Below are 24,685 nucleotides of genomic sequence, written 5' to 3'. Positions count from 1 at the left end.
AAGGGGTCAGGTACCAAAAATGCGAAGCACCCTTCGGGCTATTTGTTTTTTGGTACCTGCCCCCTTTTCCGCTCATGCGTCCCACTGCTGCATCGCCGTCGCGATGCGGCGCAGCTTTGGTTTGTTCTTTTCGATCGCCATCAACCCGATCATCAGCATCACGCCGCTGCTGATGCCGAAGACCCACCAGGGCCAGACGGCACCGATTTGTTGTTGGGCATGCCAGACCATACTGGTCACTCCGATCAACACGAACGTCGTCCCCAGGTACAGGAACGGTTTGACACGTAGTGCCACACCGGCGGCCGCACCCAGCAATGCCAATACGATCAAGACGATCGGGCCAAGGATCGTCGAACCGACCCCTTGAACCAACATGTCCGCCGTGCTGGTCACATAGATCGTCAACGTCGCCGCATAACGAATCGCGGCCGCGGTCGTTGCCCCCAGTGAATCCCGGTGAAAATGCGTCGCAACCAACACGCAGATCGCCGGTGGGATCAACCAAGCCTGCGGATGAGAAAGGAAGTCCCAGTTCGGCGTTTGGACCAAGATCACCCACAACGCCACGTTCCCGATCATGATTGAAACCAGCCGTGCCCGGCCGCTCTTCCACAGAAACGACACGACGCCATAGTAAAGCGCCGCCGCGATCAACAATCCTTGATAGGACACGCGGCCCTGGATGTAGGCCCATCGACTGCCGTCGGATTCGCCGAACAGTGACGACACCCACGATCCGCTCAGCCAGAACCCGATCACGGGAACCAAGGGCAAAAACAAAGCGGTCTGTTTGAGTGTTTTTTCAAGCACCTGATCGCCGCGCCGCCGCGCCCATTCGGTGATCCCCACGCTGGCAAACGCCAACGTCATCACGACGTACGGCCAATACGCTCGCAGCCCCAGGCTCGCCAGCGGACTCTTGCACAGGAACAGATGAAACCAGGTCAATCCGCCAAACACCTGCGCCGCAACGACCAAGGCGGCGCGTTGTCGATCCGTCAGTTTCCAAGCGTCTCGGTACGAATACCCCGGCCCACTCAAGATCCCCGCCAACGTCGACATCACGCTCAACAGTGCCAGCGTCGCCGCCATTCCCAGCATCAGGGGCTTGACCAACTGGTCGGATTGGCCGGCAACCCGAACGACCGCTTCTTGGACCAAGGTTGCGACCAACGCCCCAATCGCCAATGAGATCGCCAGCACAAATCCGCTTCGAACGGCGTTCTTCCATCGTTCCAAGATTTGGGCACCGAACAACTTTGGTACGCCGAACGACAATCCGATCGCGACGAACACCCAGCCTACGAACCAACGTGTGGAGAGCGAAACCATCGGATGAGCGTCGTTGCCTACGTTCACACTGGCCCACATCGCGATCGACGCCAAAGCGACAAACATCGCCACGTGTCGAACGATCTCACGCCCCGTCCGCTCGGCCAATTCCGCCAACGAAGCGGCCAACAAGGCGACGCCGCAGATCGCAACCGGAACCATGGTGTTGGAGTTGAAGCCGAACAACAAATAACTCGTCAGAGCGACGACCAAGATCACCGTGCCCACTGCGACACGCGTCAACGCGCGGGCGAAACGCGGGATCGAAATCGACGCCGGTAACTGGCCATCGGCAATCAAACCATTCCACCGGACAGCGATTCGATTGATCGCCCGGCAGATCCCCGCGGCGGAAAACACCATCACGGCCAGCGTCATCGGTGCGACCAGACAAATCACGGTCAGCAGAGTTTCGCTGCGGGCGAACCGGTCGACCCCGATTCTGATCCCCAGCAACGTCGCCGAAACGAGAACGGTCGCCATCGCCGTCTCGCCGACCGAAGGACGTCCCTGCCGAAAACTGACCGAGAGGGCGACGGCAAGTCCGATCCCCAATCGCAGCCACAGCAAGGGGTCTTCCACAACCGCCAGCGGGGCGAAGTCGACCGCCGAAATCGTCACGGCCAACAACTCCAATGACAACGCCGCCAGAACCAACATCGCGGCCTCGCTATCGGGCAACATCGCACGGCACCGTCGCGCATCCGGTTCGACCGACTCTCGGTCGGGACAGCCCAAACGCCAAACCAGAACCCAGGCCGCGATCCACGCCAACAGCATCGTCCACAGCACAAACTCCGATCGGGAATTTGCTTCGACGAGTTGAAACACAAACACCGCCCCGCTCGCGACCGCATACCAACTGAACAACCGCGTGATCACCGTCGATCGTTTCGTGATCGGCAGCCCACACCGAACCTCCCGATAAGCCAACACGGCCCGTGTCGCGACCAGGATTCCACCGGCGATACTGGCGATCAAACCGACCGTGGCATCACGGGACATCGAACCGTCAAAAAGACACAAAAGCGTCGCCGCAACGATCAAAAGCCCGGCGTGCCAGCGCGTCAAACGAACGGATGCATTCTGCCAAAACGCCACGCGACAAACTTCGAAAATCGAAACCGCTGCCACCGCCGTCCAAACCATCGGCAACCATTGATGCGGCAACATCGATGGCGCCGCGAGCTGCGATAACCACATCGCGACGTGGCCGGACATCAAGCTGAGCATGATCGGCCACGCAATCGGCCCGGCCAACCGCAGTGCCCGACCGGCAAGACGATTCCAAAACAGCATCAGGCATGCGGCCAACGTCGACAGCACCCATCCCGTCGGATGATGCAACTGCATCCACGATGCGTCTCGCAACACGATGCCCGTGATCAAGCCCAGCGAAGTCACCATCGCAACGGTGGCACAACCCAGCAGCGACACATCGATCGCCCGAGGCAGCATCGGTTGATCGGGTTCGGATCCTAAACGCGGCGGAACGAATCGCAACGCGACCGCATACGCGCCGCTGGTGATCGCCGCGGATTGAATCCAGACCCACCACTGGGCCGGTACCCAAAGCGGCATCACCAGGATCACCACCGCTGGAACCAGGATTGCCGGGACGATCGCCAACACACCGCTGCGATCGCGGTGGCCGAGCCATCCCGACAGGATCGCAGCGGTCGCCCACCACGCCGCGACCGACAGCGTGACGAACTGATCCGGCCGAACACCTTGCTGCACCATCGGCACCCAACCGCTGCTCAACAGACAACCGGACGACACGGCGATGAACGCCAATCCGATGGCTGCAAACACACCGCCGGCGGTCGATCCGCCGAACGCAAAAACGTGATCACCGGATTCTGATTCACGTCGCAACATGTCGATGGCAAAGCACCCCGCCGCCGCCAACGAAGTCGCCAAGACGAGTTGTTCCGACGGGTCCACCAACATCCGTATCCCGACCTGCCATCCGATCCAACCGAATCCGGCGGCCAAATGCAAACAGGGCAAAACCGATCGCTGGCCGAAGAACACTGCGTCACCGCGGGCGCCTCCTTGCAACACCACCCCGTGCAACACCAAACCACTGACAAACAGCACGGCGATCGGCAGTGTCAATCCGTTGAACAGGCTGGTCGCCGTTCCCCAACCGACGGTGACCACCAATGAACCGAACGCCAACGCGGACCCCAATCCCAATAACACCGTTGACGTTTGAATGACCAGTCCTCGCGTCAGGACATCCTGCGGATGTTCAGCCGAGTTGTACCAACTGAAGCGAGCCACGAAGGAGGAAACCCGTGATCCGTCCGAAACGTTTTTCAACGCTCCGATCAGGGCGTCCCTGCCGATGATCGCGGCGGCGACCAACCACCCCAGTCCCGACCACGCCCACAAGGCCTCGCCGCTGCGCCAGGCCGCAACGGTCAGCAAGGAATCATTGAACCAATCATGGCCCACCATGACGGCCGTCACGACGAGGTGAAACCGAGCATAGGAGAGATGCAGCGTGTTGCGATCGGTCAGCCCGATCCAGAGCCAGGCGAGCACACAGGAAAACGACACGGCGATCGCTTTGAGCGTGTTGGCATGATGAACGGCCTCAACGTCCGTCGCCTCAAACACCAACAGGATCGAAACCGCCGCGGCGCCGAGTACGAACGCGGATGCCGTCGCCCGAAACGCCTTCGCCAGTGTATTTTGTTTCCACAAGATTTCGGCGGCAACGATACCCGCACCCGCGGTTGCCAGCAGCGTCCACATCGCGGGAATCCAGCCCGGAAAGGGTTGTCCGATGACCAGCGGTTTCAGGATCGACAACCAAAATGCAAACATCACCGCCGAACCGATTCCCGCGACCAGCTTGGCATCGATCGGCAACGTGATCCGGCTGGCAGCGACGACCAGAGCAGCGGCGGCCAGCCCCAGCAACACCGGCAACACCCAACCGGGAATCGCTCCCATCCAGCTTGTCGGAGCGACCGTCAGCAAGCCTGCATTGGCGGTTGCGTAGGCCAGCCAAACGCCCGCGGTGCAGGTCATCGCCTTGCGTTGGTCCGACGCACGCAACAGCAACGCGATCCCCATCGTGACCCCACCGATGCACAGCGACGCCAACATCGGTTCGCCACCGACCAATCGCTTCCAGATCGGAAACTGCGACCAAGCGAGATCCGAAGCCCACGCCGGCGAGCTGAGCAAGAACGCCATCGAGACGGGCACCGTTGCGATCACCGTCCAACGCGGAGCATTCAAAAGAAACGCTGCCAGCACAGCGGCAACTGAAAATGAAACCGCCCAGGTCCAAAGCCACTGCGACGACGCCATCATCGGGATCAACAGAGCACCGCCGGCCAATAGCCCCAGGGACGCCATCACCGTTCCCGCAAGCGCCAGCTTGGTGCGCCGGCGATCGCCCGCCAATGAGCCTGCCGCCGCGGCCAGCAGCACCACGCCGGGAAGCGTCGACACGGCGATCCCCAGCCAACCCGATTCAAAACTCCGCAGCATGAAGGCGACGTATCCGGCAAGCACGGCCAGGGAAAACGTGGAGACACCGATCACCAGCGCGCGTCGCCACGACGTGTTGCCTTTGAGTCCCCGCTCGACGTTTCGGTGAATTAACAACGCGATCGCGACCGCGACGGCAATCGATCCCCCATACGCGACATATCCAGCCGACGCGTCCCAAACACGGACCGCGGCGGGCACCAGGGGCAGCACCGCGGCCGGACCGGCGACTCCCAGCGTCATCGGCAGGGCGCCGGACGAACCGACCAGCGCGCGACTCGATTGCCAGATCAACGTGATGTAGATTGCGCCGGCACCCAAAATCGACAAGATAGTGATCGGATCGTTGAGCATCACCGACGCATCGTCGATCCCTGCGGTCGATAGCCCGGTCAAGATCCCCAAGGGCACCAACAACATCGCGATCACGAGCGTCGCCCGACTGCTGTCCTGCAACCGCCAGCGGAACAGCGTGTACAACCCGGCGCCGAAGATCGCGGTGTTGCCGGTCAAAAAGATCAACGACGGGATCACGCGGTGCATTTGCGTGATCGTGGTCCACAAACTCATCACCAGTCCGATCGAACAGACGACGATCAGCAGCCCCGCGATCAACTCACCCCAACGAATGTTGTGGGCGGCCAAGAACTCGGCGAGCGACTGGCCGAGTGAAGCACGCGGCGAAAAAACCGGCGGCGTTGGAGAAACCGGTTGGGCCGTCGCTTGAGAGGGTTCGGCGACAGGCTTGGCGGCGGCGGGCGTGGCGGCGGCGACGGGCGTGGCGGCGGCAGTCGGACGCGGTGCCAGAAACTCGTCGAGTGAGGGTTGTCGCGCGCCGGCGGCATCGCTTTCGGTGCGTGCCGGCGGTGCGGCAGCGGACGAAGCCATCGGGGAACCCATCGTGGCGACGTCAGACGCCGCGGCGCCCAACACGTCTCCGTCGGGCGTCGATTCGGCGGTCGGAGTTTGGCCTTCGAGACCCCGCTGGGCTTCCGTCGGCGGGGCGTTGCTCCGCCATGGAGTGTGATCGAGCTGGTTGATCTTGCCGCGGAGTTTCTGCGCTTCGGCGGGGCTGATCAGCAGCGCCGCGGCCATTCGGCTGACCACGCGGTTTGCCGCCTGGACATCCTCGTCGCGATCGATGACGTTTGTTGCCGCATCGTCGCCCCCTGTTATCGCGTGGTAGAGCGCAGCGATGGCCAACCACGACAGGTGCCCGATCAGCGTGATGAGAATCCAAACGATGGTGATAGCGATAAAAACGGTCATCACGGTGGGTCTCGACGGAACGTCAGGAGCCAAAAGGTTGCTCACGGGTTGGAAAGAGCCCAGCTTTCCCTCGACGTTTCAAGCTATTTCATAAGCTTTTCCCGGCCGGAACGCGAATATTGCGTGTTTGAGAGGCTCGCGGAGGGATGCCAGCCATTGGCATGCGCTACGAGGCTGCAACGTGGGGTAAGCTTCCAGCTTGCCATACGTCACGCACCGCGTGACGTACCGGCCTTGATCCCAGGCTCTGCGTGGGAACACGTTCGCCGGCGGAGCCGGCGAGGACGGCAAGCAAGATGCTTACCCCACTGCCGCTACGCGGCGCGATACAGAATGCCGGATCGGTTGCGTCCGATCGGCTCGATCGCCTGGGTGTGCTTGAGCACGTAGGCGATCTTTTGGGCAAACCATCTGGGGCGGCCGGTCACGCGGGCGATGTCTTCGGTCGTGAACGACTCGGTCTGGCGATCGAGTCCCACCAGTTCAAACAGGTCCTCGGCGCTGCGGAGTTCCAACGTCGATTCGATCTGTTCGAGTGAAACATCCGCGACGCGGTAGTCTTTGCGCCAGCGGCGACGATGTCGGCGACTGGGGACGCGCGTTTGTTCCACATGCAGGAGCGCCAATTCTAAGATCAGGTTCGGATGCGGAAACACACGCGTGAAATAGATCAGATCTTCGAACAGATCCAACGTGTCGCCGCGTTTCGGGCTCATCCGCCGCGACGTCACTTTGCCGCGGGCGTTCTTCTTCTTGGCGATCCGAGTTCGCAGGATGATCGGTTTGACCACCCGAACGGGATGGCGATGCAACAGCGCGTTGATTTTAGATTTGATCGCCGAAAGGGACGCGCATTGCACTTCGATCAATTCATCATTTCGAACTGCATCAATCCGATAACGCCCGACGACGACTTCCGTTTGTGACGCGTCGCAGGCGTAGTGGAGTTTCAACTGTTGATGCAGCGACGTTTCCACTATTCCGGCTCGATCCCGAAGTCGCGAATCGTGGTCAGCGTCTTGAGTTTCAATCCGCGGGCGGCAAACGCGGCCTCGCCGCCGGCCAGCCGGTCGATGATTCCGATGACTTCACGGACCTTGAGACCGAACGCCTCGGCCGCCTCGACGGCTTTGAGCGCGCTGCCGCCGCTGGTGATCACGTCTTCGACGATCACGACTTCCTGGCCGGGCTCCACCGGTCCTTCGACCTGTTTCCCCGTGCCGTGTCCCTTCGGCTCCTTGCGGACCATGAACCCTTTCAGCGGCAGGTTTTGTTGACCGGCTACGGTGACAATCGCGGCGGTGATCGGATCGGCGCCGATCGCCATCCCGCCGACCGCGGCCGGCAGCGGACCCGATGCCTGGATCTCTGCCAACATCCCGGCGGCGACCAGATTGGCGCCCTGGGGATGCAACGTGATGCGTCGACAATCGAGGTAATACGATGCCTTTTTCCCACTCGCGAGCGTGAATTCGCCACGCTGGAGGGCCTCGGATCCGAGCAGATCGATCAAGTCTTGTTTGTTGTACGTCATGCCATGATTCCCTGCGTGATTCGGCGCCCGCGAGCTTTCTGCCCGGCCGCCTACGTTCTGACCGGAGGGCTCGCGCCCTACCGCTAACCAAAGACACCCCGTTTGGTGCCACAGGGCATTGTTATCGGCGAATCGTCACAGAGGAACCCTGGCTGAGAATCCCGTAGATGTCATCGGCGTAGTCACCGGCGACACTGATGCACCCGGCGTCGGTCGGCTGCACCGTGTTGGGGCTGCCATGGATGCTGATCTGCCCCCCCAGGTCCAGCCACATCTTGCCGTAGGGGTTGTTGGGGCTGCCCGCAGGTATCGGCACACCGGTCCGGTCGTAAAACACGTGCGAAGTCTGTTTCTCTTGGACGGTGTAGGTCCCCGGTTTGGGCGCCGGATCATTGCCGACACCAATTTCGAAACGCCCGGCATACAGATCGCCGAGGAACAGCGTCAATTGTTGACCGGTCAAATCGACTTCGGCGCGAAACGGTCCGCGGACGATTTTCAATTCTGTTCCCGGCAACACCGTGACCGGATCATCCACTTGATTGATGTTGGCCAGCAACTGTGAGGGCACTTGGTACTTGTCGGCAATCTCCACCAACGTTTCGCTGGCAGTCACACGGTGCGGCGGCTCGAGCAAGTGCCGTCGCGAGTAGATCACTTCGCGGGCCAGGGGATCGAGTCGGCTGAGCAATTGTTGCCGCTGGTCGGGCGACAGGTTCGGCATCCCGTAAAAAACGCTCAGCGTGGCCAGAGCTTCTTTCAGCTGGCCCTTGACGAACATCGTGTCGGCCGTCTTGAACGCATTGGTCAATCCACGGTTTTCCTCGGCGGGCGGATTCCCCAGCGTTTCGACCGCCGTCGCTGGCGATTTGTCGGTCATCGTGAATCCGGCCGGACCGCCCTCAAACGCGGCGCCACGCGTCGGATCGAAGGTCGCAGCGGCGGCTGAAGGATCGGGCAGGCGGAACGCTCCGGGCGTCGAAGCGTACGAGTCTACCGGTCCGGGTGTGACGCCGGGTGCGTTCGGATCGACCGCGGGCAACTTGGTGATGGTCGCCGAGCCGTCCGACTGGCGATCGACCGAGGATTCCAGTTTCGGAGGTAGATCCGCGAAGGAACTGCCGAAGGTATTGGGATTGGCCGAGGAAGTCGGCCGCGGCGCCGGGTTGAATGACCCGCTGACAACCGGATCGGCTGCAGGGCTCGGCAGCGGAGCCGGTTGCGCCAAGGCGTCCGTCGACGGAGGCAATACGCCCGGTGGGGGCTCATCGAGTTGCAATCCGCTGGCCACCGCTTCGCCGGCCCCAAAGGCCGATCCACCGGCTTCTTCGATGACCAGGATCTCCTCGATCTCATTGGGCAGCGGCTCGGGCGGAGTGGTCAACGATACATAACCGCCGTACAGGACGGTGAGCATCAGAACGACAACGGCGGCGGTTTTTATCGTTTGCACGACAGTCCTCCATGACGGATTCGTGCGAAAATCAAGCGGGTGAACGGTCAAGGATCACGTCTAGCGGAATCTTCCCCCGCGTTTCCAGATCAGTTTGCAAGAATTCCCCTCCATCGCCCGGTCGTCGATCATCCGCTGCCGCGTTCTTAGGCAGACCAATACGGACGTGCACTCGTTTCGCGCTGATGTGAACGGACGCCGTCTCCCTGCTGCTCACAAAAACCTGCACGCTAAGGGATATATTTAAAACCTTCGCCTGGCACTGTGTCGAATTCGACCAGCGCCGCTCCATTGAACCTGCTCAGTTGTGCGGATTGGCGCAACGATTGCGTGCGGCGGTGACCCGGTCGGCCCTTGCTAGGCAAAGACGGTCCGGCCATGGAGGTCAACCGAAGTCGATCTCCTCGGTTCCTTCCCCCCCGGATTCACCTCCACCCGGACATGGTTGCCGCGCTGAACGCCCCTCTCGCGAATCGTCAACAGGTTGGTCCAACCACCGCCCAGCGTCACGTCACGCCCCCACAACGCCCCCGGCTGGTGATCGTCGGAGGCGGAATGGCGGGCTTTGGCCTCTGCGATCGCCTCGTCCGCAGCGGCGTGATCCAGGGCTATGACGTCACGGTCATCGGTGACGAACCGCTGCCGGCGTATGACCGAGTCAACTTGTCGACTTACTTTGACGGTCGATCGGCCGAAGAGCTGTTGTTGGCACCGCGGGATTGGTACCAAAAACACCGCATCGAACTGATCACGGGGCGGCGGATCGAGCGGATCGATCGCGAGCAGCGAATGGTGTTTGACCAAGATGGCTCGTTCTATGGCTACGACCATTTGGTGTTGGCGACCGGATCCCACGCCTTCGTGCCTCCGATCAAGGGTTGCGATAGCGACGGGGTTTTCGTCTATCGCACCATCGCCGACCTGGAATCGATTCGGGACTACTGCGCGTCACGAAACGTGCGTCGGGGCGGCGTGATCGGCGGAGGCTTGTTGGGATTGGAAGCCGCCAAAATCCTGATGGACCTGGGTTTGTCGGTCAGCGTGATTGAGATGGCACCGGGATTGATGCCGCGACAACTGGACGCCGACGCTGCCGGGCTGCTCAAACGCAAGATTCAAAGCATGGGCGTTGACGTCCAACTCGTCCGCCGCACCGAATCGATCACTGTCGTCGACGAAGGGATTTGCATCGAGTTTTCCAACGCAAATGATCTGCACGTCGACTTGCTTGTCATCGCCGCGGGCGTACGTCCCAACGACAAACTGGCCGAAGCAGCGGGGCTTGAAATCGGCCCCCGTCGCGGGGTGAAGGTCAACGAGTGTTTGCAGACCAGCGATCCGAATGTCTTTGCGATCGGCGAATGCGCCTCGTTCCACGACCACGTCTTCGGACTCGCGGCGCCTTGCTTTCGCATGGCCGATGTCTTGGCACAGCGGCTGGCCGGCGGTGAGACGACCTTCAACGGCGCCGACGAATCGGCAGAACTGAAATTGATGGGGGTGCAAGTCGCGACGCTGGGCACGACGCTCGGCGAATTCGCCGGCGGCAACGTGGTGACACACCATGACGAATCGGGATACCGAAAACTGTTGACCGAGCGGGGGCGAATCGTCGGTGCGTCGTGTGTCGGCCCCTGGGATGAATTGCCCCAAGTCAGACAGGCGATCGCCAAACGGGCGCGACTGTGGCCTTGGCAACGCAAACGATTCTTAAACACGGGATCCCCGTGGTCTCCCGGCGGTGCGATGCCGGTCACCGATTGGCCGGCCGACGCGATCGTGTGTTCGTGCTTGTCGGTCAGCAAATCAACGATCGTCGAATTGATCGAGGACGGCAAACCAGACGTCGAACAAATCGCGTCGGCATGTGGTGCGTCCACCGCCTGCGGCAGCTGTCGCGGGCTGGTCGGCCAATTGGCAGGCGCCGCAGCGGCAGAACCGATCGCGGTCCCCGGGGCCAAGACCATGTGGGTGGCCAGCGTGATGGCGTTGCTGGCCAGCCTGACTTGGTTGGTTGTTCCGCCGATCCCGCTGACGGACAGCGTGCAATCGTCGTGGCGAAACATCGAGACGATTTGGCGCAGCGATCTCGGTCGCCAAATCAGCGGATTCACCTTGGTCGGTTTGACGTTGTTGGGGCTCGTCTTTTCACTCCGCAAACGCCTGACGTGGTTTCATTGGGGATCGTACGGGTTTTGGCGCGCCGCACACGGGGTGTTGGGCATGGCCGTCCTGATCGGCGTCGCCATACACACCGGGATGCGGCTGGGGCACAACCTGAATTTCATGCTCGCGGTCTGCTTCTTGTCCGCCGCGGCGTTGGGCGCGGTGGCCGGAATCGCAAGCAGCATGGAGAGTCGTGCGTCGGGAAATCTGGGGATGTGGATCCGCCGCTGGCGTCCCCGATTGAGCCGCATTCACCTCTGGGTGACCTGGCCGTTGCCGATCTTGATCGCGCTTCATGTGCTCGGTTTTTATTGGTTCAGCGATTGATCATGAGCATTCAAATCCGATCGATCTGGAACGCGTTTCGCCAGTCTCCCCACGCACCGAAATGGTTGACGTGGGCGGCGATCAATGTCTCGATCGCCGCCTACTTCGGGTTCGGGTTGGTTGCTCCGGCATCGATCAGCAAGACCGCTTGGCTACCCGGTGAAACGACGCACGGACACTATCAAATCGAAATGGATTGCAACGCCTGTCATGACCCGGGGCGATCGGCGGACGGGCCGAGCGGATCCGACGTCATGCAAGATGCCTGCATCCGCTGCCACGGCGAACAGTTGGATCTGGCCAAGGACACACACCCGGCAAAGAAATTTCGCGACCCGACCAACGCCGAGCGACTGGCGGTGCTCGACGCGCAGAATTGCTTGAGTTGCCACCAGGAACACGTCCCCGAACAGACGCTCACGATGGGGCTGACCATGCCGGCCGATTACTGTTGGCATTGTCATCAAGAGGTCGCCGATTCGCGTCCCAGCCACCGCGACATGGCGTACGACAGTTGTGCGACCGCGGGGTGTCACAATTACCACGACAACCGTGCGCTTTACGAAAAGTACCTCGATGATCATCACGGGCAGCCCGATCATCTGAAACTCGCTTCACTGCCTCTGCGGTCGACCGCTGCTTCGCTCTCGGGCGTCTTTCGTCCCGACCGCCCGCTGGGGATCGATGAAGCCGACCATCCCCCGGCCGAAACCGTCGATCAACGCGTGCTGGACGACTGGGCGACAACCGCCCACGCACTCGCAGGCGTCAACTGCACGCACTGCCACGGCGGGAACAATGATTCACAGTGGTCCGAGACAGTCGCCATGGAAAGCTGCCAGCGATGCCATGCCGGCCAGGTCGCCAGCTTTCAAACCGGCAAACACGGGATGCGGCTGGCCGTGGGGCTGCCCGCGATGACGCCCGACCAGGCCCGTTTGCCGATGCATGCCGGCCGGGCTCACGCCAAACTCGATTGCAACGCCTGTCATCCCGGCCATCGATTCGACACGCAATTCGCCGCCGCGGAGGCCTGTCTGCGGTGTCACGCCGATGACCATTCGTTGGCGTATCGCGACAGTTCGCACGCGACGTTGTGGCAGGACGAGTTGTCCGGCAGCGGTGCCGTCGGCAGCGGCGTTTCCTGCGCCACCTGCCATCTGCCCCGGATCGAAGGTGAAACCGGGATCTGGGTCAACCATGATCAGAACGCGAGCCTGCGTCCCAATGAAACGATGGCCCGACAGGTCTGCACGCACTGCCACGGACTGGAGTATTCACTCAGCGCGCTGGCCGATCCCCGATCGATCACATCGTGCTTCGGCGATGCCCCGACCGAGCGAATCAAAAGCGTGCAGATGGCGCGCGCTTGGTTCGAGCAGCGTCGGGCCAAACGCGAGACGCTTCTTCAAACACCATGACCCTGTTTTTCTCTTTTTTTTGCCACGTTCCCTTGAAGGATTTTCATGATGAAATTGAATCGCAATCAACAACTCGCCGCGGCTGCACTGACCGTGTGCGCGCTGCTGCCACTGGCCGCTTTACCGGGCTGCACCAGTAGCGAAGCGAGTTCGACACCGTCCGGTGGGATCACGCCCCAACAGTTTGCCGACGGCGTGCACGCGGTAATGATGGCCGACCGGACCGTCTACGCGACACACGTCGTGACGAACCTGAAAAAGCAAGACGCCCCCGTCAAAGCGTTCGAATACTGGGAAGACACCGAGAACTCGATTCCGTTGCCCGCGCAAATGTTCCGCATGGGTGCCGAGTTGGTCGACGAAAATCCGGAAGCCGGTTTCACCTACGCACTTCGCAGCAAGTGGCCGCTCAATGAACAGCACCAGGCCAAGACCGAGTTGGAACAGACAGCGCTCGATTACCTGAGCGACAATCCCGGCGAGAACTTTTACGGAGAAGAAGAACTCGGTGACCAAAAGTACTTCGTCGCCGTCTACCCCGACCGTGCCGTCGCCGAGGCGTGTTGGTCGTGCCACAACGAACACCCCAATCGCGGCGATGACTATCCCGAATTCGGCAAAGACGACGTGATGGGCGGTGTGCTGGTGCGCGTCCCAATTTGACCGCTGCCCATCGCAACTCTCTTTGTTTTCATGGCACGGATGCCGGTCTCTCTTTTTTGACACGTAACCACGAGTGAACAACTCATGACTCCCCAGCAAATCGATTTGGTCCAGTCTTCTTGGGAGAAGGTAAAACCGATTTCCGAGCAAGCCGCAGAACTGTTTTATGGCCGCCTGTTTGAGCTCGACCCCTCCCTGAAACCGCTCTTTAAGGGTGACATGAAAGAGCAGGGCAAGAAGCTGATGGCGACATTAAATCTAGCCGTCACGTCACTGACCAAATTGGAAGACATCCTGCCCGCGGTCCAAGACCTGGGGCGTCGTCACGTGAAGTACGGTGTCCCCGATGAAAGCTACCAGACGGTCGGCGAGGCGTTGCTCTGGACGCTCCAACAGGGGCTCGCCGAGGCCTTCACAGACGACGTCAAGCAGGCTTGGACCATCACCTACGTGACGCTCAGCAACGTGATGCTGGACGCCGCCCATGAAAGTGATGCCCCCACGCCCGCGGCCGGTTAAAGGTGGGGTAAGCTTCCAGCTTGCCTTCCGTCACGCACCGCGTGACGTCCCGATCGCGCTCCCGCCTGGGAGCAAACGGGGTCGGAAGCGACACATCGCAGGTTCGCCGGCGGAGCCGGCGAAGTTGGCAAGCAGGATGCTAACCCCACGCCCGCGGCCGGTTAAAGGTGGGGTAAGCTTCCAGCTTGCCTCACGTCACGCACCGCGTGACGTCCCGATCGCGCTCCCACCTGGGAGCAAACGGGGTCGGAAGCGACACATCGCAGATTCGCCGGCGGAGCCGGCGAGGGTGGCAAGCAGGATGCTTACCCCACGCCCGCGGCCGGTTAAAGGTGGGGTAAGCTTCCAGCTTGCCTCACGTCACGCACCGCGTGACGTCCCGATCGCGCTCCCGCCTAGGAGCAAACGGGGTCGGAAGCGACACATCGCAGATTCGCCGGCGGAGCCGGCGAGGGTGGCAAGCAGGATGCTTACCCCACGCCCGCGGCCGGCTAAAAGTGGGGTAAGCTTCCAGCTTGCCTCACGTCACGCACCGCGTGACGTCCCGATCGCGCTCCCACCTGGGAGCAAACGGGGTCGGAAGCGACACATCGCAGATTCGCCGGCGGAGCCGGCGAAGTTGGCAAGCAGGATGCTTACCCCACTGCGATCGCGTTCCCGCGCTCCGCCTAGAACCGCCACTGGAACTGGGTCCAGAAGAAGTCGGCGTCGGCGTTGGTCGGAACCCCCGGCGTCGTGTCGTAGTAGTCGCCGGCTCGGAAGTGCGAGTATCCGATTTGGACGTTGGTCCGCGGGTTGATCGCACAGGTCACGACCATGTCGATTTCTTGCCCCAATTCCCTGTCGCCGGCGGCATTGGCCGGGTTGAAGGGAGCCATCGTCACACCGTACGGCGTCGTGGCTTGGTCCAAGAAGAAGTGGTGGTACCACAACAGCAAGCTGACCCGATCACCCAGCAACGGCGTGATGAATTGGGCATTGATGTCATGAAGGTTACGGCGGCCGAACAAGTCCATCAGACCGTTGTACTTGTGAGCCAACGGAAACAAGTGATCAAAACTGTCATCACCACGAGCCGCCGGGACGTCATCGCCACCGGAAGCCCAATCGTACCAGAACCAAACGGTCGGTTTCCACTCGCCACAAGCGGTGCAAACGCTCAACTTCTTACCCAAGCCGCCGGTAAAGAATCCGGCGCTGTGGTCACCATATCCAGGGCTGTTGGAACCGAACTGGACTCCACCCTCGATCGCGTAAAGCACGCCGGCGTCAGACGACCCGACGACGCGTGAACCGAGCGTGTGGTAGTCGAAATCAGCAACGTCATTGTTCAATCCGAGATAATACGCGTCCACGGTTCCCAGAGTGGTTCCGCTGTTGCTGGCGTAAACGCCATAGAAGTCGACGTCCTCGTTGGCGTCGTCGATCTTGCTTTCGTTGGCAAAGTTCCGGTTCAGCGGGTTAACGAAGAACCCGTCAACGGTCCACGCCTGCCCCTTGTACGTTCCGCGAACCCCCTGGAATGAACGTCGGGTGTTGGCCCAATCCAACGGTGAAATCAACCGCTGGTCGCCGAACAACAATTCTTGTCGTCCCAGACGCAAGTTCAACGAATCGGTCAGCTTGGTGTCCAAAAACAGGTTCTGGATTTCACCGCGATTCTCTTCGATCGGTCGGTTGTTGAACGTCTCGCCGCCCGAATCGGCGTACAAATACTCGCCGTAGGCGCGGAAGTACTCGTTGATGCGCAGATTCGCGTACATGCGGTAGCGGGTCAGGAAGAACGAATCGTCGACGCCGGTCAATCCGAGACCGCGGTGATTGTTCTCGTTGTGGTAACGCATCCGCGCTTCACCACCGACGTCCAGCTTGCCGCCCAGCATGCCTTTGAGCGAATCGCCAAAGAACGAAGGGCCGTCGTAGCAGGGATCGTTCAGATAGCTAAAGTTGTTGGCGTAGAACACACCGGCGTAGGCGCTTTTCATCGCTGCCGTCGCGGCGTCTTTCTTCGCCTTGGTGCAGCACGGCGTCGTGCAGCAGTTGCAACTCGTCACGACGGGCGCAGCCATCGAAGCGGCATCAACCGTCGCCGCGGGAGCCGGCTCGTCCATCGGAACGGGCTGTGGCGGGTCCGCCTGGGGGGCATCCTCCAGCGGCGCGGGACCATCCTGAAAGGCGATGTAGGGGATATTGCCGTACTCAGTATCGGCCACCAGTTGGACGTTGCCTTGTGGCGTGTCGCTGGCGTCCAGCACGACCGTCTCGACCAGGCCGTGTGGTGTTTCGGCCAACGCCGACGGGGCAGCGGTCAAGCCGGCAAGCAATGCCAGCGCGAGGGTGCGCCGGCGAGTGTTTTGATGTGGAGGCATCACGTAGGACTCCTTCCTTACGGAACGGTTGGTCACCGAGAAGGTGACGGCTAGTGGAATGGCAAGCTCCCCGAGAGATGCGAGCCACCGCGCAACCGCCTGTCGCACATCATGCCCAATCATCCCGGTGAACATCCGCGTCGGCTCCGGCGAATCCGACCGTCATGCTGTGCTCTATCGTCTCATCGATGACGTCGATTGGCGAAGAATCTTCCGAGCCGTGAACAGACACGACAATCGTTAAAGTCGCGCGAGCACCTGTCAGGGACATGCTGTCGACCCCTCGCACGATTCCTGTGCAGCGGGGTGAAGCGACTGCCCACAATCGATGCAGAACAAGAGCACCACACCCTGTCAAGTGAATTCACGCCGATTGGCTTTATGGTGAATCGTCTTACCTTGCTCGGCGACTGTGTCGCACCTCCCTCACGTTGTCGGTCCCGGCGGAACTTGAGATTGGCTTTGGCACGTGGCATGCCTCGCCCATCCCGACAGACGATGCAGCAATCCCGTGTCTCTGATTCACCCCATCGATGCCAAGCGCGGCTGAATCGGAAAATGCCACACCTTTTCCACGATTCTCCCCTCGGAGCTTATCCAAGTGCCTTTGAAATCCGTTCCCTCTCGACGCTTGCGGCGTCTGTCTCGTGCCGCGTTGTTTTCCTTCACGCTGATTTCGGTCAGCACCTTACTGGTCGGCTGTTCTGATTCCGAGATTTCGCTGGAAGATCTGGAAGCCGCCGCGGCGAAACTCGAAACCACCGCGGGCGACGACACCGAAGTCGGCGCGGCGGTGATGGAAATTCTAGACGTCGAAAAACCAAACTTAAAATTCGGCTTCATCAAACTGACCGACTGCGCCCCGTTGGTCATCGCGAAAGAGATGGGTTACTTCGAAGAAGAAGGTCTGAACGTCGAAATCGAAGCTCAATCGAACTGGAAAGTCCTACTGGACCGAGTGATCGACGGCCAACTCGACGGCGCCCACATGTTGGCCGGCCAACCGATCGGTGCGACCATCGGGTTCGGCACCCAAGCTCACGTGATCACCGCCTACAGCCTCGATTACAACGGCAACGGGATCACCGTCAGCAACGAAATCTGGGAACAGATGCAGGAGAATGATCCGGCACTGAAGTCAGCAACCCCGCCGCATCCGATTGCCGCGACCTCGCTCAAACCGATCGTCGATTCATACAACCAAGAGGGGAAGGACTTCAACATGGGGATGGTTTTCCCCGTCAGCACGCACAACTACGAAATTCGATATTGGCTGGCCGCCGCGGGCATTCATCCGGGGATGTACACCGAAGAAAACATCCAAGGAACCGTCGACGCCGACGTGTTGCTGTCGGTCACTCCGCCGCCCCAGATGCCCGCAACGCTGGAAGCCGGGACGATCCTCGGCTACTGCGTCGGCGAACCGTGGAATCAACAAGCCGTCGTCAAAGGCATCGGGGTTCCCGTCACCACCAACTATGACATTTGGAAGAACAACCCCGAGAAAGTATTCGGGGTGACCAAAGAGTGGGACGAAAAACACCCCAACACTCACCTCGCGGTGATCAAGGCTCTGATCCGCGCCGGCAAATGGCTCGACGCAACCGATGAGAACGGCGTGCTGGTCAACCGCCAAGAAGCCGCCAAGATTCTGTCGGGGAAAGATTACGTCGGAGCGGACGAAGATGTGATCGACAACAGCATGACAGGCACGTTCGTTTTCCAGGAAACCGACGTCCGCCCGATGCCCGACTTCAACGTCTTCTTTAAATACTACGCCAGTTACCCGCACTACAGCGACTGCATCTGGTTCTTGACGCAGATGCGGCGGTGGGGCCAGATCACCGAAGGCAAGCCCGCGAGTTGGTACGCGGAAACGGCCAAAGAGATCTACAAACCGGAAATCTATCGCCAGGCCGCGGCGATGTTGGTCGCCGAGGGCAAGGCGTCTGCCGAAGACTTTCCCGCAGAGGACTACGACGGCTACCGGGCTGCGACGACGGAGTTCATCGATGGCACCCGATACGACGCCAAAGACCCGGTCGGCTACGTCAACGGATTTGAGATCGGCAATAAGGATCCCGAATCGCTGGCGAAGCAGTGAATTACCCCTCGGCGCGATCGACGTGGCACGGACGTCGGTCGCGCCGGCCAAGCCCTTGAAATGTGCATGCCGCGGTGACCGCCTCGCCGTTGCATGTTCGGGAAGCGGCCATTCGGGTCGGACGTCTCGGTCCGGTGCCAGACGTCCGACCCGGCCGTGGATCCCGAACGCAGAAACCATCCCACACTCCTACACCCAACCACCTTGTAGCGAATCGTATGAATTGGAGAGGAAACGCACTGAAGTTCTGTGACGTTGCCGGGCTTCCCGCGCTGGAGCCGTTCGTCAGACTGCTCGCCGGCGAAGACGTCAAAGAACAACTCAAAGGGATCGCGAAATTTGTGGTCCTGCCGGTCGCGGCCGTCGCCGTGTTCCTGCTGTTGTGGTCGGCTGCCGCACGCACGGTGGTCACCGACAGCATGCGGCTGCCCAGCCCGACCGACACCTGGACGGCCGGCAAGGAACTGTTCGCGATGCATTCGGCTCAGCGTGCCGAAGACCTGAAGGTGAAGCAGGAAAAAACGATGCAAGCGGTCACGTTGCTCGCCCAAGCCAACGCGGTGACGAAGCAGGCCGAATCGGCAACCGGCGAGCGGAAGGAAACGCTGCTGGCAAACGCCTTGGTGCTGAAAAAGAAAGCGGTGCAAGCGGCCAACTACCGTCCATCGAGTGCCCCGACGTTCGTCGACCAGATCATCACCAGTTTGAAAACCGTGTTCGTCGGATTCGCCATCGCGACGTTGATCGCCGTCCCGATCGGCGTGCTCTGCGGCATGAGCCCCTGGTGCAACGCGGCACTGACGCCCTTCATCCAAATCTTCAAACCGGTTAGCCCGCTGGCTTGGTTGCCACTGGCTTTCCTGATCATCGTCTGGGCCTACTCCGGCACCCAACCCGGCGACAACTTTTTCGATAAAGCGTTTCTGATTTCCGCGATCACGGTCTCGCTGTGTTCCTTGTGGCCGACGCTGGTCAACACCACGCTCGGCGTGGCAAGCGTCGACAAGGACTACATGAACGTGGCTCGCGTGCTGAAACTTTCCTGGAGCCAACAACTGTTCAAGATCATTCTGCCGGCCAGTTTGCCGCTGATGTTCGCAGGACTGCGGATCAGTTTGGGTGTCGGTTGGATGGTGTTGATCGCCGCCGACATGCTGGCCCAGAATCCCGGTCTGGGCAAGTTTGTCTGGGACGAGTTCCAAAACGGCAGCAGCCAGACCTACGCCCGCATCGCGTTCAGCGTGATCATCATCGGTTTGATCGGGCTGGTGCTCGATCGAATCATGATCTTCATGCGGAACCTGGTCAGCTTCGGTGACCCGCAAGCCGCCTAACAATTTCTTTTCTCACGAATCCTCACACCCCAGAAAAACGATGAGCGTCGCAGTTCTTGATCGGCCTCGATCCAAAGCGATCGCCAGACCCGCGCCGCCCGACCCGTTGATTTCCATGCGGGCGGTCTGTAAAGGGTATGGGAGTGGTGTGACCCGCAACGAAGTACTCAGCAACATCAATCTGAATCTGCGCAAGGGCGAGTTTCTGGCGATCGTCGGTTTCTCCGGCAGCGGAAAAACAACGTTGACGAAGTTGCTGGCCGGACTTGAGATGCCGGACAGTGGCGAGATCGTGATGAACAACGAAGTCATCAAGGGGCCGAGCCAAGAACGCGGCATCGTGTTCCAAAACTATTCGCTGCTGCCCTGGTTGACCGTTCGCGGCAACATCGCCCTGTCGGTCGATCGAGTGTTCAAGCATTGGTCGCGCGGTGAACGACGCGATCATGTTGAAAAATTCGTCGAAATGGTCGGCCTGTCTCACGCCGTACATCGTCGACCGCATGAGTTGTCCGGCGGGATGCGACAACGGGTGTCGCTGGCACGAACCCTGGCGATGAAACCCAATGTTCTGTTGCTCGATGAACCGCTGTCCGCCCTCGATGCTCTGACCCGCAGCGTGCTGCAAGAAGAGATCCTCAAGATCTGGGAAGAAGAGCGGCAAACATGCTTGCTGATCACCAACGACGTCGACGAAGCGATCTTGTTGGCCGATCGGATTGTCCCCTTGAATCCGGGGCCCAACGCATCGCTGGGTCCGGCGTTTTCCGTGGAGTTGGAACGCCCCAGAGACAAGACCGCGCTGAACCACAACGAGACCTTCAAGGGCTTGCGGAACGCGGTCACCAATTATCTGGTCGCGGTGCGGCAAAAGTCGCGTGACGACGAAGCGTTGGCGACCGAAGCGTCGCCGATCGAGTTACCCGACCTACAACCGCGCAGTCTGCGAGTCCCGCGCGGACGGGCCGGTTAACCCATTAATGCCACTTACTTTGACGCCAAACGGGGAACTTTTGTTAGCGGCAGGGCGCGAGCCCTCCGGTCTTTCACGGTCAAACCGGACGGCTCGCGCCGTGCCGCTAACGCCTGTCGTGCCAAAGTAAGTGGCATTGGGCGGACACCCGCGGGAAAGGTTTCCCGCCTGTCATCCGGCCCCGAACCGGCTTGACTCCTTCCACACACCAACACAGACAACATCAAGCTCAACGAAGGCGGATCCATGGCCGGTTATGTAGAAATGTTTCGTCTCGGCAAGACCTACGACACGCCCAACGGGCCCGCGGTCATTGTCGAAGAATTCAACTTAAACATGGCGAAAGGCGAGTATATCTGTCTGCTCGGCCATTCCGGGTGCGGCAAAAGCACTGTGTTGACCATGACCGCCGGACTCAACCCGATCACCGACGGCGGCATCGTCATCGACGGCCACGAAATCGAAGGGCCGGGTCCGGACCGTGGCGTGGTCTTTCAATCGCCTTGCTTGATGCCATGGATGACGGCCATGGAGAACGTGCTGCTGGGCGTCAACCAGGTTTATCCGCACGGCACCAAAGCCCAGCGACATGACATTGCCGGCTACTACCTGACCCTGGTCGGCCTCGGCAACAGCCTTCACACACGAGCCTCGGCACTCAGCCAGGGCATGCAGCAACGTGTCGGGATCGCGCGGGCGTTTGCCCTGAAACCGAAGATGTTGCTGCTGGACGAACCGTTCGGAATGCTCGACTCGCTCACCCGGATGGAACTGCAAGAAATTCTGTTGGAGATCCTCGTCCGCGACAAAGTCACCACGTTGATGATCACGCACGATGTCGACGAAGCGCTGTTCATGAGCGATAGGGTCGTGATGATGACCAACGGTCCGCGGGCACGCGTCGGCAAGGTGTTTGAAATGCCGTTCGACAGGCCGCGGATCCGTGCCGAAGTCCTCGATCATCCCCAGTACTACGACTTGCGGGGCGACATGATTCAGTTCCTCGAGGACCAAGACCACAAGAAGTTAAAAGCCGATGCGGAAGCGTTGGAAGCGAAAAAGCTGGCCGAACAGGAGCCCCAAGCGGTCGGCGTTTAATCGCGAACCGGTATGAACACTATGATCACAGCCACATCCAATCATTCGTTCTTGACCAACATGATCGTGTCGGAAATCGGCGACAGCGGTTCGCCACCGAGTTGCTCGATCCCGGTCGCCGATCGCGCGATCGCCGCCTCGATCGAGACGGGACTGCCCACGATCAAACAGTCCGTCGATGGCGAAGCGGATGCGGTCGCGATGTGCGTCCCCATCTATCGCTCCGAAGAAATCGCTTCGGTGATCGTTTGGGTCGGCAACGCCCACGACGATACCGTCGGGGCCATGGAGATCTGGCAGCCGATCGGAGAATTTGATGACCTGAACCTCACGCAGGGCTATTACGGCCCGCTGGATCGATTCCAAAACGTCAGCTCGTTCGTGCGTTTCGAAAAGGGCATGGGATTGCCCGGACAGGTTTGGCGCAACCTCAGTTTTGTCATCCACGACAACCTTCCCAGTCATCCGGGTTTCCTGCGTGCCGCCGGTGCGTCCGCCGAATCGTTGCAAGTCGCGGTCGGCATTCCGGTCTGCGGCGAAGACTTTCTGGCGGCGGCCGTTCTGATCAGCTCCGACTCCGCTCCGATCGCACGCGGATACGAGGTCTGGCGGTGCGTCGAGGACCACTTGCTGTTGGAATCGCGCGCGTATCAACGCCTGGAACAATCACTGATGTACGAGATCGATCAGACCGTGCCGTTGGAAGGCAGTCTTCCCGGCCTGGCCTACCTGTCCGGTGTCGCCACGATCAGCGAGGATCCGGACATCGTTTACTCGGGGCGTCCCTTCCGCGGTGGATCCCCGTGCAAAGGTGTCGCGATCCCGTTTTTCGAACAAGATCGCATGACGAACATCCTGACGTTGTTGCTGTAAGGGAAGAAAAACGCAATGAGCACTATGCTTCCCGTCGTCAACCGACAACCCGAACTGGTCGGGCAACTGCTGCACGAGCAACAACAACTCAGTGCCGCCGAACAGTTCAGCGACTGGCACACCGACCACGAGTCTTCCGGCACGGCGACCGCACCGGCACAGGAAAAATACTATCGCAGCCTGTTGCCCGCGACGGCCCCGGGACCGAACGAACAATTCGCCTTCGAAGTCGATCTGAATGCGTGCAGCGGATGCAAAGCCTGCGTGGTGGCGTGCCACACGCTGAACGGATTGGAGGAAGACGAATCCTGGCGGCGAGTCGGAACGCTGCTGATCGGCGATCCCGATGATGCCGACGCCGCCGCGATCCAACATGTCACCACCGCCTGCCACCACTGCGAAGACCCCGGATGCCTGAACGGTTGCCCGGTCAAGGCCTATGACAAGGACCCGGTCACGGGGATCGTTCGCCACTTGGACGACCAATGCATCGGTTGCAAATACTGCACGATGATGTGCCCCTACGAGGTGCCGCAGTACAGCGATCGCTTGGGCATCGTTCGCAAGTGCGACATGTGCCATCAACGATTGAGCGTTGGTGAAGCACCGGCCTGCGTTCAATCCTGTCCGAACGAGGCGATTCGCATCACCGTTGTTCCCACCGGGGAGGTCGAAGTTGCCGGACAAGACACGCTCGTCCCCTCATCACCGTCGTCGAACATCACCCGACCGACCACACGCTACGTTGCCGAATCATCGCTCGATCCCGCACGGACACGTCCCCAGGACGAGAACGTCGACGAGGTTGCCGAAAGTCATTGGCCGTTGGCCGTGATGCTGGTCGCGACACAGATCGCCGTCGGCATTCTGATCGCCGAATCGCTGTCCACCGTGGTGTTGACTGCTTTGGGAATCAGCGTGCCAGGCTCGGTGCCGATCGCCGCGGCGCTGGCGTCGTTCGCGATCGGCAACATCGGGCTCGGGATCGCACCGCTGCACCTCGGACAACCGCTTCGCATGTGGCGTGTGTTTTTGGGTCTAAAAACCAGTTGGCTCAGTCGCGAAGCCGTCGTCCTGGGCAAATTCATGGGGCTGCTGGCGGGTGCCATCGCGCTGTTGTTGCTGCCCGTGGTTTGGGACTGGATCCCGACATCGATTCAGCAATGGATTCCGACCGATTGGATCCCCGCCTGGGCCGGGCGGGCGTTGCTGGTCGCCTCGATTCCGGTCGGGCTGGCCGGGTTGTATTGCAGCGCGATGATCTACATCGCGACCAAGCGGCGCCCCTGGCGCAGCGTCCGAACGTTGCCGCGTTTCTTCGGCACGTCGCTGACCTGTGGACCGATCATCGCGGCGGTCATCTTCGCGTTTGCCGGGTTCGGCGTCACCGCCTCGCTGTTGTCTTTGGCCGGCGCGGCTGCCGGCTGGTGGAAATGGACGCGTGAACGTCGGCTGTATCGCGTCCCTGACGGTTCCGAGGATCCCTATGACCGGCGTTCTCGGCGGCTGGTGCATCAGCATCTCGGTGAGACGTTGCGGATGAGAAACTTCAGTGCCGTCGTCGCCACCCTGCTGGCCGGACTGGCGTTCGTCTTGTGTCCGTTCTTGCCCACGGCCGGTGCGGTCTGCGCCGCACTGTCGGCCGCAGTTTGGATCGCCGGCGAAAACCTGGAACGTCTGCTGTACTTCCAAAGCGTTGTTTACGACCGCATGCCGGGCACACTTTAAGAGACC

The 24,685-nt window shown here is 60.6% G+C and carries 15 protein-coding genes; 10 read left to right on the top strand and 5 right to left on the bottom strand.

Annotation, left to right across the window (positions count from 1 at the left end):
* Positions 1-72: 72 nt before the first annotated feature.
* From NZK35_RS15685 to NZK35_RS15670, 4 genes are all read right to left on the bottom strand, one after another.
* Entirely contained in the window at positions 73-6,117 is a 6,045-nt protein-coding gene (locus NZK35_RS15685; protein ID WP_259633478.1) for a hypothetical protein, read from the bottom strand.
* 314 nt (positions 6,118-6,431) lie between these two features.
* Complete coding sequence (locus NZK35_RS15680) at positions 6,432-7,070, bottom strand: hypothetical protein (RefSeq protein WP_259633477.1); 639 nt, start codon at positions 7,068-7,070, stop codon at positions 6,432-6,434.
* A 23-nt stretch (positions 7,071-7,093) separates the two neighbouring features.
* Complete coding sequence (gene pyrE / locus NZK35_RS15675) at positions 7,094-7,651, bottom strand: orotate phosphoribosyltransferase (protein WP_095737731.1); 558 nt, start codon at positions 7,649-7,651, stop codon at positions 7,094-7,096.
* A 121-nt stretch (positions 7,652-7,772) separates the two neighbouring features.
* Positions 7,773-9,104, bottom strand: coding sequence for a L,D-transpeptidase family protein (locus NZK35_RS15670; protein ID WP_259633476.1), 1,332 nt, complete (start codon positions 9,102-9,104; stop codon positions 7,773-7,775).
* 537 nt (positions 9,105-9,641) lie between these two features.
* Between NZK35_RS15670 and NZK35_RS15665 the strand changes: the two genes are divergently transcribed.
* The 4 genes from NZK35_RS15665 to NZK35_RS15650 all read left to right on the top strand — a co-directional run bounded on the left by NZK35_RS15665 (position 9,642) and on the right by NZK35_RS15650 (position 14,200).
* Positions 9,642-11,597 carry an FAD-dependent oxidoreductase gene (locus tag NZK35_RS15665; RefSeq protein ID WP_259633491.1) on the top strand — a complete coding sequence of 652 codons (1,956 nt, stop codon included), beginning with the start codon at positions 9,642-9,644 and terminating at the stop codon, positions 11,595-11,597.
* A 2-nt stretch (positions 11,598-11,599) separates the two neighbouring features.
* Entirely contained in the window at positions 11,600-13,018 is a 1,419-nt protein-coding gene (locus NZK35_RS15660; RefSeq protein ID WP_259633475.1) for a cytochrome c3 family protein, read from the top strand.
* 48 nt (positions 13,019-13,066) lie between these two features.
* Positions 13,067-13,681 carry a Tll0287-like domain-containing protein gene (locus tag NZK35_RS15655; RefSeq protein ID WP_259633474.1) on the top strand — a complete coding sequence of 205 codons (615 nt, stop codon included), beginning with the start codon at positions 13,067-13,069 and terminating at the stop codon, positions 13,679-13,681.
* An 84-nt stretch (positions 13,682-13,765) separates the two neighbouring features.
* Positions 13,766-14,200 (top strand): globin family protein, encoded by a 435-nt coding sequence (locus NZK35_RS15650; RefSeq protein ID WP_259633473.1) that lies wholly within the window; start codon positions 13,766-13,768, stop codon positions 14,198-14,200.
* 668 nt (positions 14,201-14,868) lie between these two features.
* Here NZK35_RS15650 and NZK35_RS15645 read toward each other — a convergent pair.
* Entirely contained in the window at positions 14,869-16,569 is a 1,701-nt protein-coding gene (locus tag NZK35_RS15645) for an alginate export family protein (protein ID WP_259633472.1), read from the bottom strand.
* Between the two features lie 640 nt (positions 16,570-17,209).
* On the opposite strand from NZK35_RS15645, the gene NZK35_RS15640 reads away from it, so the two are divergent.
* From NZK35_RS15640 to NZK35_RS15615, 6 genes are all read left to right on the top strand, one after another.
* Positions 17,210-18,673, top strand: a complete 1,464-nt coding sequence (locus NZK35_RS15640) for a CmpA/NrtA family ABC transporter substrate-binding protein (protein WP_407699795.1) — start codon at positions 17,210-17,212, stop codon at positions 18,671-18,673.
* A 218-nt stretch (positions 18,674-18,891) separates the two neighbouring features.
* Positions 18,892-20,007 carry an ABC transporter permease gene (locus NZK35_RS15635; protein WP_259633471.1) on the top strand — a complete coding sequence of 372 codons (1,116 nt, stop codon included), beginning with the start codon at positions 18,892-18,894 and terminating at the stop codon, positions 20,005-20,007.
* 40 nt (positions 20,008-20,047) lie between these two features.
* Positions 20,048-20,980: an ABC transporter ATP-binding protein gene (locus NZK35_RS15630; RefSeq protein WP_259633470.1), complete on the top strand. Its 933-nt coding sequence runs from the start codon at positions 20,048-20,050 to the stop codon at positions 20,978-20,980.
* Positions 20,981-21,226: 246 nt separating this feature from the next.
* Positions 21,227-22,078 (top strand): ABC transporter ATP-binding protein, encoded by an 852-nt coding sequence (locus tag NZK35_RS15625; protein ID WP_259633469.1) that lies wholly within the window; start codon positions 21,227-21,229, stop codon positions 22,076-22,078.
* Positions 22,079-22,099: 21 nt separating this feature from the next.
* Positions 22,100-22,951, top strand: a complete 852-nt coding sequence (locus NZK35_RS15620) for a GAF domain-containing protein (RefSeq protein ID WP_259633468.1) — start codon at positions 22,100-22,102, stop codon at positions 22,949-22,951.
* Between the two features lie 15 nt (positions 22,952-22,966).
* Positions 22,967-24,679, top strand: a complete 1,713-nt coding sequence (locus tag NZK35_RS15615; RefSeq protein ID WP_259633467.1) for a DmsC/YnfH family molybdoenzyme membrane anchor subunit — start codon at positions 22,967-22,969, stop codon at positions 24,677-24,679.
* Positions 24,680-24,685 lie beyond the last annotated feature (6 nt).

It is taken from the genome of Stieleria sedimenti, from assembly GCF_025060895.1.
Taxonomy (GTDB): Bacteria; Planctomycetota; Planctomycetia; order Pirellulales; family Pirellulaceae; genus Stieleria; species Stieleria sedimenti.
The sequence above is the reverse complement of the archived record's forward strand: the minus strand, read 5'-3'. Positions and strand labels throughout refer to the sequence as shown.

Bases quoted from the DNA above. Each gene is read 5' to 3' on its own strand.
- NZK35_RS15685 (WP_259633478.1), bottom strand. From the start codon at position 6,117: ATGACCGTTTTTATCGCTATCACCATCGTTTGGATTCTCATCACGCTG.
- pyrE (WP_095737731.1), bottom strand. From the start codon at position 7,651: ATGACGTACAACAAACAAGACTTGATCGATCTGCTCGGATCCGAGGCC.
- NZK35_RS15660 (WP_259633475.1), top strand. From the start codon at position 11,600: ATGAGCATTCAAATCCGATCGATCTGGAACGCGTTTCGCCAGTCTCCC.
- NZK35_RS15655 (WP_259633474.1), top strand. From the start codon at position 13,067: ATGAAATTGAATCGCAATCAACAACTCGCCGCGGCTGCACTGACCGTG.
- NZK35_RS15650 (WP_259633473.1), top strand. From the start codon at position 13,766: ATGACTCCCCAGCAAATCGATTTGGTCCAGTCTTCTTGGGAGAAGGTA.
- NZK35_RS15645 (WP_259633472.1), bottom strand. From the start codon at position 16,569: ATGCCTCCACATCAAAACACTCGCCGGCGCACCCTCGCGCTGGCATTG.
- NZK35_RS15635 (WP_259633471.1), top strand. From the start codon at position 18,892: ATGAATTGGAGAGGAAACGCACTGAAGTTCTGTGACGTTGCCGGGCTT.
- NZK35_RS15630 (WP_259633470.1), top strand. From the start codon at position 20,048: ATGAGCGTCGCAGTTCTTGATCGGCCTCGATCCAAAGCGATCGCCAGA.
- NZK35_RS15625 (WP_259633469.1), top strand. From the start codon at position 21,227: ATGGCCGGTTATGTAGAAATGTTTCGTCTCGGCAAGACCTACGACACG.
- NZK35_RS15620 (WP_259633468.1), top strand. From the start codon at position 22,100: ATGATCACAGCCACATCCAATCATTCGTTCTTGACCAACATGATCGTG.
- NZK35_RS15615 (WP_259633467.1), top strand. From the start codon at position 22,967: ATGAGCACTATGCTTCCCGTCGTCAACCGACAACCCGAACTGGTCGGG.